Source organism: Pseudonocardia sp. ICBG162 (assembly GCF_020496225.1).
Taxonomy (GTDB): domain Bacteria; phylum Actinomycetota; class Actinomycetes; order Mycobacteriales; family Pseudonocardiaceae; genus Pseudonocardia; species Pseudonocardia alni.
The window spans coordinates 24,574-31,476 of record NZ_JAHLJD010000002.1 but is presented as its reverse complement, the minus strand read 5'-3'; the positions used below and the strand labels follow the sequence as shown (position 1 = coordinate 31,476).

Annotated in this window: 3 protein-coding genes; 2 read left to right on the top strand and 1 reads right to left on the bottom strand. The window is 77.6% G+C overall.

Features of this window, described 5'->3' with window-relative positions; genetic code table 11:
- Nucleotides 1–5: 5 nt before the first annotated feature.
- On the bottom strand, nt 6–3,785 hold the full coding sequence (locus tag KPL60_RS00195; RefSeq protein ID WP_226364491.1) for a non-ribosomal peptide synthetase: 3,780 nt from the start codon (nt 3,783–3,785) through the stop codon (nt 6–8).
- Between the two features lie 131 nt (nt 3,786–3,916).
- Between KPL60_RS00195 and KPL60_RS00190 the strand changes: the two genes are divergently transcribed.
- The gene (locus KPL60_RS00190; protein ID WP_226364490.1) at nt 3,917–5,869 is read left to right on the top strand and encodes a phosphopantetheine-binding protein; all 1,953 of its coding nucleotides are present in this window, start codon (nt 3,917–3,919) and stop codon (nt 5,867–5,869) included.
- A complete protein-coding gene (locus tag KPL60_RS00185; RefSeq protein WP_226364489.1) occupies nt 5,869–6,897 on the top strand; it encodes a saccharopine dehydrogenase NADP-binding domain-containing protein in 1,029 nt (342 codons plus the stop codon). The genes KPL60_RS00190 and KPL60_RS00185 overlap by 1 nt, the downstream gene beginning before the upstream one ends.
- The last annotated feature ends 6 nt before the right edge of the window (nt 6,898–6,903 follow it).

Genomic DNA, 6,903 nt, shown 5'->3' with positions numbered 1-6,903 from the left:
CAGGGTCAGCGAGGACGCACCGAGCTGGAAGAACGGGGTGCCCACCTCGACCGGTCCGCCGAGCAGGTCGCTGAACACCCGCGCGACGGTCCGCTCGACGAGCGGGTCCGGGCTCCCGTGGCCGCGGGCGGGGAGGCCGGTGCGGGAGGCGCGGCCGGGGTCGCCGGCGTCGGGGTCGGGGTCGCCGGGGTCGGGGCGGTGGACAGGGCCGGGGCCGTCACCACGAGCTCGACGAGCCCCTCGGCGGGTGTCCGTTCGGCGACGGTCGCGCCGTGGGTGTGGAGCTCGGCGCGCAGCCACTGGACCCACGGCGCGGCGACGGCGAGCGCGTCGACGGGACCGATGCCGTCGCACCCGACGGTCAGCCGCAGCTCGATGCCCTGCGGCGGGATCACGGGCCATCCGGGGGCCGCGTGCGCCCGACCGCCCGCCGCGGTGACCACGGCCGGTTCCGCCCCGGTCGACGCGACCGCGGGCGCGGGGGCCGGCACCCCGGTGACGGGGGTGGCGGGGGTGGCCGCCGCGGCCGGGGGCACCGGAGCGGCCGGGGGCACCGGGGCGGCCGGCCCGGACCGGGCCGCGAACGGGTTCGGCAGGGCCCCGTGGTCGACCTTGCCGTTGGCGGTGATCGGCAGCTCCGCCAGCACGACGAAGCGGTTGGGCACCATGTACGGCGGCAGCGCCGCGCGCAGCGCGGCGGCCAGCTCGCCGTCGCCGGGCGGGGTCGCCGGGTCCGCGGGCACCACGAACGCGACGAGCCGGGGCCGGTCGTCCGGGCCGCGGACCGCCTGGGCGACGGCGTGGCGGACCGCGGGCAGCCGGTCCAGGGTCGCCTCCAGCTCCCCCAGCTCGATCCGGTGACCGCGGATCTTCACCTGCCGGTCGGTGCGGCCGAGGAACTCGATGGTGCCGTCCGGGCGCCACCGTCCGAGGTCACCGGTCCGGTAGACGCGGGTGCCGGTGGTCGGGTGCACGGCGAAGCGGGCCGCGGTCTGGTCGGGGTCGCCGACGTAGCCCTCGGCGAGCCCGTCGCCGCCGATGAACAGCTCCCCGGGCCGGCCCACCGGGCAGGGCCTGCCGTCGTCGGGGTCGAGGACGTGGAAGCTCTGGCCGCCCAGTGCGCGGCCGTAGGGGATGCTCGGCCAGGCCGGGTCGACCTCGTCGACCGGGTAGGAGATCGACCAGATCGACGCCTCGGTGGCGCCGCCGAGACCGACCACCCGTGCCTGCGGGGCGAGTGCGCGCAGCCGGTCGGGCAGGGTCACCGGGATCCAGTCGGCGGACAGGAAGACCTGGCGCAGCGACGCCAGCGCGCGCCGCGTCGCGTCGGGCTCGATCTCGGCGTACTCGACGAGCATCTCCAGCAGCGCGGGCGCGGTGTTCCACACGGTCACGCGGTGGGCCGCCATGAGGTCCAGCCAGTGGCCGGGGTCCCGCTGCCGGTCGGCGTCGGGCAGCACGACCCCGCCGCCGGCGCCGAGCACCGAGAACACGTCGTAGACCGACAGGTCGAAGCTGTACGCCGACAGCGCGAGCACCCGGTCGTCCGCGCGCAGCGGGTAGCGGGCCTCGAGGTCGTCGAGGGTGGTGCGGGCCGCGCGGTGGGCGATCCCGACGCCCTTCGGGGTGCCGGTCGACCCGGAGGTGAAGATCGCGTAGGCGAGGTCGCCCGGGTCGGGACGGCGCGGGGTTGCGGCGTCGCCGTCGAGGACCCCGTCGGCGTCGAGGACGTGGGTGCGCACCCCGTCGGGCCATGCGGTGGTGTCCCCCGGCGCGACGAGTGCGTGCCGCAGGCCGGAGCGGGCGCAGACCGAGGCGATCCGTGCGGCGGGCCACGACGGCTCGACCGGGACGTAGCCCGCGCCGCTCGCGAGGACCCCGAGCAGGGCGGTGACCTGCGCGGTCCCCTTGTCCACACAGACCGCGACCAGCTCGCCCGGCCCGGCACCGAGGCCGGCGAGCGCGGCGCCGGTGCGGTCCGCGCGGGCGGCGAGCACGTCGGCGGCGACGCAGCCGCGGGCGTCGAGCAGCGCCGGGCGGCCCGGCCGGACCGCGGCGCGCCAGGGGTCGTCGAGGAGCGGGCCGTACGCGGTGAACGGGTTCGGTCCGACCGGCCCGGCCGCGGCCGTCGACGGGTCGTGCCCCAGGGTGGGGTCGGTCCAGGCGCCGGGCTCGTCGGCGAGCCGGCGCAGCAGCGTGCGGTGGGCGTCGCGCAGCCCGGGCACGAACCCGGCGGGCAGGGTGTCCGCCCGCAGGTCCCAGTGCACCCGGAGCACGCCGCCCGCGTCGTGGACGATGTGGTCGAGCAGCACCTGCGGGGTCTGGGAGATCCCGAAGACCTCCTCCCCCAGCCAGTCCGTGGCCGCCGGGCCGTCCCCGGTGAGCCCCAGTCCGCTGGTGAACACCACCGGGTGCGCGGGGGCGGGCAGCCCGGTGCGCGGGTCGCGCGGCCCGGCGGTGCCCGCGGTGACCTCGACCCCGGGCACCGAGCGGTGCTCCAGGTCGGCCCAGAACCGCCGGTTGACGCGCTCGGCGAACCCGGCGAAGCCGTCCCAGGCGCGCAGGTCCGGCGGCTCGACGGCGACCAGCACGGTGCTGGTGAAGTCGCCGACCACCCGGTCCAGGCCCGGGGTGTCGTCACCGGCGGCGACGTCGTCGCGGTCGAACAGGGTGGTGTTGAGGGCGAAGGGCTCCTCGGCGCCGAAGCGGTGGAGCACGAACGCGAACGCGGCGAGCAGCGCGCCGGTCGGGCTGAGCCCGTGCCGGGCCGCGGCGGCGCGCAGCCGGCTCCACGCGTCGGTGTCGAGGACGGCGGTGTGCCGGGTCATCCGGGGTGCCGGGTCGCCGGGCGGGTCGGTCCACGGCAGCCCCGTCCACGGCAGGGCGGGTCCGGCGGGCAGCGGTGCGCGGTCCGCCCAGTAGGCGCGGTCGCGGTCGCGGCGCGCCCGCTCGGCGGGATCGGTTGTCGTCCGCGCGGTGAGGGCCGCGAAGGTCGTCGGCAGCGGCGGAAGCGCGACGTCCGGGTCGGCGACGACCTCGCCCCACTCCCGCATCAGCACCATCCAGCTCGTGAGGTCGAGCGCGAGCACGTCGATGCCGATGTGCAGGCGGGTGCGCCCGTCCGGGAGCAGCGCGGCCCGCAGGTCGTGCAGCGGCCACGTCCCCGGCTCGCGCACCTGGTGCGAGCACTCCTCGCGCAGCGCGCCCAGCCGGGCGTCGGGGTCGGGGTCGGTGCGCAGGTCGGCCGTGGCGATCCGCGTCGCGGGGACCTCGGGGAGCACGCGCTGGCGGCCGTCGTCGCCGACGACCATCCGCAGCATCGGGTGCCGGCGCACGAGGACGTCCCAGGCGGCCGCGAGGCGGTCGAGGTCGGCGTACGGGTCGCCGTCGGGAACCCGGTCGAACTCCTGGTACCAGAACGTCGCGACCCCGCCGAGCGGGAACGCCGGGTCCCGGCCGACCAGGTAGGCGCTCTGCACGGCGGTCAGCGGGAACGGGGTGCCGTCCGGCGGCGACGCCGGTGCGGCGGTCCCGGCGGTCGGCGGGTCCGCCGCGGGAGCGGGCTCGCCGGCGGCCGTCCCGACCACCGTGCGTGCGGTCGCGCCACCGAGGAAGTCCGGCAGCGGCAGGCTGAGCCCGGTCTCCTCGCGCAGCCGCCGGCGCAGCCGTACGGCGGTGAAGGAGTCGAGGCCCAGCTCGGTCAGCGGCACGTCCGGTGGGAGCTGGTCGGGCCGGTCCAGCACCTCCGCGAGGCAGGCGAGGACGTCGTCGAGCCGGACCGTCATGCGGTTGTCCCTTCCGGGTACGGGAGTTCGGGGCGGTGGCGCACGCGTGACACGGGTGGGTGACGAGCTCGGCGCCGCAGCGACTCTCGCCTTATTGAGTCTGATTGTCAATATCGTCTACGGTCTCCGGTATGACCGCCCCACCGACCGCCGACCACACCGCCGAGATCACGACCGTCTGGTCCGAACTGCTCGACCTGCCACCCGCCGAGATCCCCGACGACGTGGGCTTCCTCGTCCTGGGCGGTGACTCGGTGCTGGCGGTGCGCATGTCGGCGCTGATCCGGCAGCGCCTCGGCGTCGCGCTCGGCCTGGCCGAGGTCCGGGTGGACACGACCGTCGGCGAGATCGCCGCACTCGTCACCGATCGGGTGAGCAATCCGTCGGCCGGGTCACTGCCCGCGATCACCCGCCGTCGCGCCGACCCGCACGCCCCGTTCGCGCTGCTGCCGCTGCAGCAGGGCTACTTCGTCGGCCAGCAGGACGGCTGGGAGCTGTCCTACGCCTCGGCGCACTACTACGTCGACTACCCCCTCGACGCCATCGACGGCGACGAGGCGGCGGAGGCCCTCACCGACGCCCTGGAGCGGCTGGCCCGGCGCCAGCCCGGCCTGCGCGCCCGGGTCGACGCCGACGGCCGCCAGTACGTGCTGCCCACCGGCGCGCCGGGGGCGCTGCCGGCCCCGACCGTGCTGGACCTGCGCGACGCCGCACCGGAGGAGATCGACGCCCGGCTCGCCGCGCTGCGGGACCTGATGAACGTCAGCGGGCCCGACCCGGTGTCCGGCCCCGGCCTGGACATCCGGCTGACGCTGCTGCCCGGCGACGCCGGTCTGCTGCACGGCGCGTTCAGCCTGCTGCTCTTCGACGGCTGGTCGGCCGGCGTGCTCACCCACGAGCTGCTGGCACTCGCCCAGGACTGGAACGCGGTGCTCGACCCCCTGGAGATCGACCCCGGCGACTACGTCGAGGCGGTCGGGGCGCTGCGCGGCACCCGCGGCCGGACCGCCGACCGCGACTGGTGGTGGGAGCGGATCGACGCGCTGCCCGCCCCGCCCGCGCTGCCGCTGGTCGTCGACCCGCAGGAGGTCACCCCGACCGTCATGCAGCACCGCGAGTTCCGGCTCGACCCGGCCCGCTGGGCGGCGCTGCGCGCGGCCTGCCGCGACCAGCGGGTCACCCCGGCGACGGCGCTGCTCACGGCGTTCTCCGTCGTGCTGGCCCGCTGGTCGGGACACCGGCGGATGCTGCTCAACTCGCTGCAGACCGGACGCCTGCCGCTGCACCCCGACGTGCACCGCATGATCGGCGGCTTCGCCACCACCATGCTGCTGCCGGTCGTCCCGGAGACCGGGGCGTCGTTCGCCGAGCTGGCCCGGTCCGTGCAGCGGACCTTCGCCGAGCACGCCGCGCACACGCTCGTCCCGGGCGTCGAGGTGGCCCGGGAGGTCGGGCGCCGGCGCGGCACCCACCGCCCGGTGGCACCGGTGGTGTTCCAGTCCACGATCGGGATGGACGCCGCGATGGGCAGCCCGCTGCCGAGCGAGGCCGGGCCGCTGGGCCGGGTGCGCGCCGGGGACTACACCCACCACCTGCGCACCCCGCAGGTGGCGCTGGAGACCCGCTGCTTCGAGATCGACGAGCAGCTCGTCCTGGTGTTCTCCCTGGTCGCGGAGCTGTTCGTCGACGACGAGGTGACGGCCGCGTTCGCCGAGCTGGTCGAGCTCGCGACGGCGCTGGCCGACGGACCCGGCTGGGACGCCGTGCCGGAGCTGCCCGAGGCCCTCGACCCCGTCCCCGGGGAGGGGCTGCGCATCGGCGCGCTGCCCGGGACCGGTCGCACGCACGCTCCCGGCCCGCCCGCGGACGGCGCGGAGCAGGCGGTGGCCGAGGTGTTCGAGGACTTCCTGGAGATCCCGGTGCTGGACCGCACCGTGCACTTCTTCACCGCGGGCGGCGACTCGCTGCTCGCGATCCGGGTGCTGGCCCGCCTCGCCGCCGAGCTGGACCACCCGGTGCCGGTACGGGCCTTCCTCGCCGACCCGACGGTCGCCGGGGTCGCGGCGGCCGGACGGGCGTCCTGATGGCCGGGGCCCCCCGTCCGCTGGTCGCCGTGCTGGGCGCCTCGGGGGCGACCGGGCGGGCCGCGGCGCGACGGCTGGCCGCGACGGGCCGGGTGCGGCTGCGGCTCGGGGCCCGCGACGCGGCCGCGCTCGCCGCACCGGCGGCCGAGCTCGGGGCCGAGGCCGTGCGCGTCGACGCGGGCGACGCCGACGCCCTGGCCGGGTTCTGCGCCGGCGCGGCCGTCGTCGTGCAGTGCGCGGGACCGTCGCTGCGGCTCACCCCGGCCGTGCTGGCGGCGGCGCTCGCCGCGGGGGCCCACCTCGTCGACCCGGCCGGCGACCTGGACCCGTTCCCGACCGGCGACCGCTCGGTCGTGCTGGGTACGGGGGTGGTGCCCGGACTGTCGGGGCTCCTGCCGCGTCTGCTCCCGCCGGGGGCCCGGCGGCTGGCCCTCTACGCCGGTGGCGCCGACCGGCTGACCCCGGCCGCGGCGGCGGACGTGCTGCTGTCGGTCCCGCCCCGTTACGGGCTGCCCCGGGCGCTGTGGCGCGACGGCGGACCCGTCGAGGCCGCGCTGGCGGTGCAGCCCGCGGTGTCGCTGCCGGGCTTCGACGGTCCGGTGCACGCCGTGCCGCTGCTCACCGCCGAGGCGCAGCGCCTGGCCGCGGACACCGGTGCGGCGCAGCTGCGGGCCTACTCGGTGTTCCCGGGGCCGGGGCTGCCGGACACCCTCGCGTCGGCCTGGGCGTCGGGCGACCCGCTGGCGCACGTCGACGCCGTCATCGCCGCCGCCGACGCCGACGTGGCCGCGCACGGCGTCGCCATCACGCTGCTCGCCTCGGCGCGCTACGCCGACGGCGCCCGCCGCGTGCTGCTGCGGTCCACCGACTCGCTCGCCCTGACCGGCGCGTTCACCGCGCTCGCCGTCACCGACGTGCTGGCGGGCCGGGTCCCGCCCGGGGTCGGCCGGGCCGCCGAGGTGCTCGACCCGGTGACGACGGCCGCCCGGCTGTCCGCCGACCCCTCGGTGGACGAGCTGCGGTACTGACCCGGG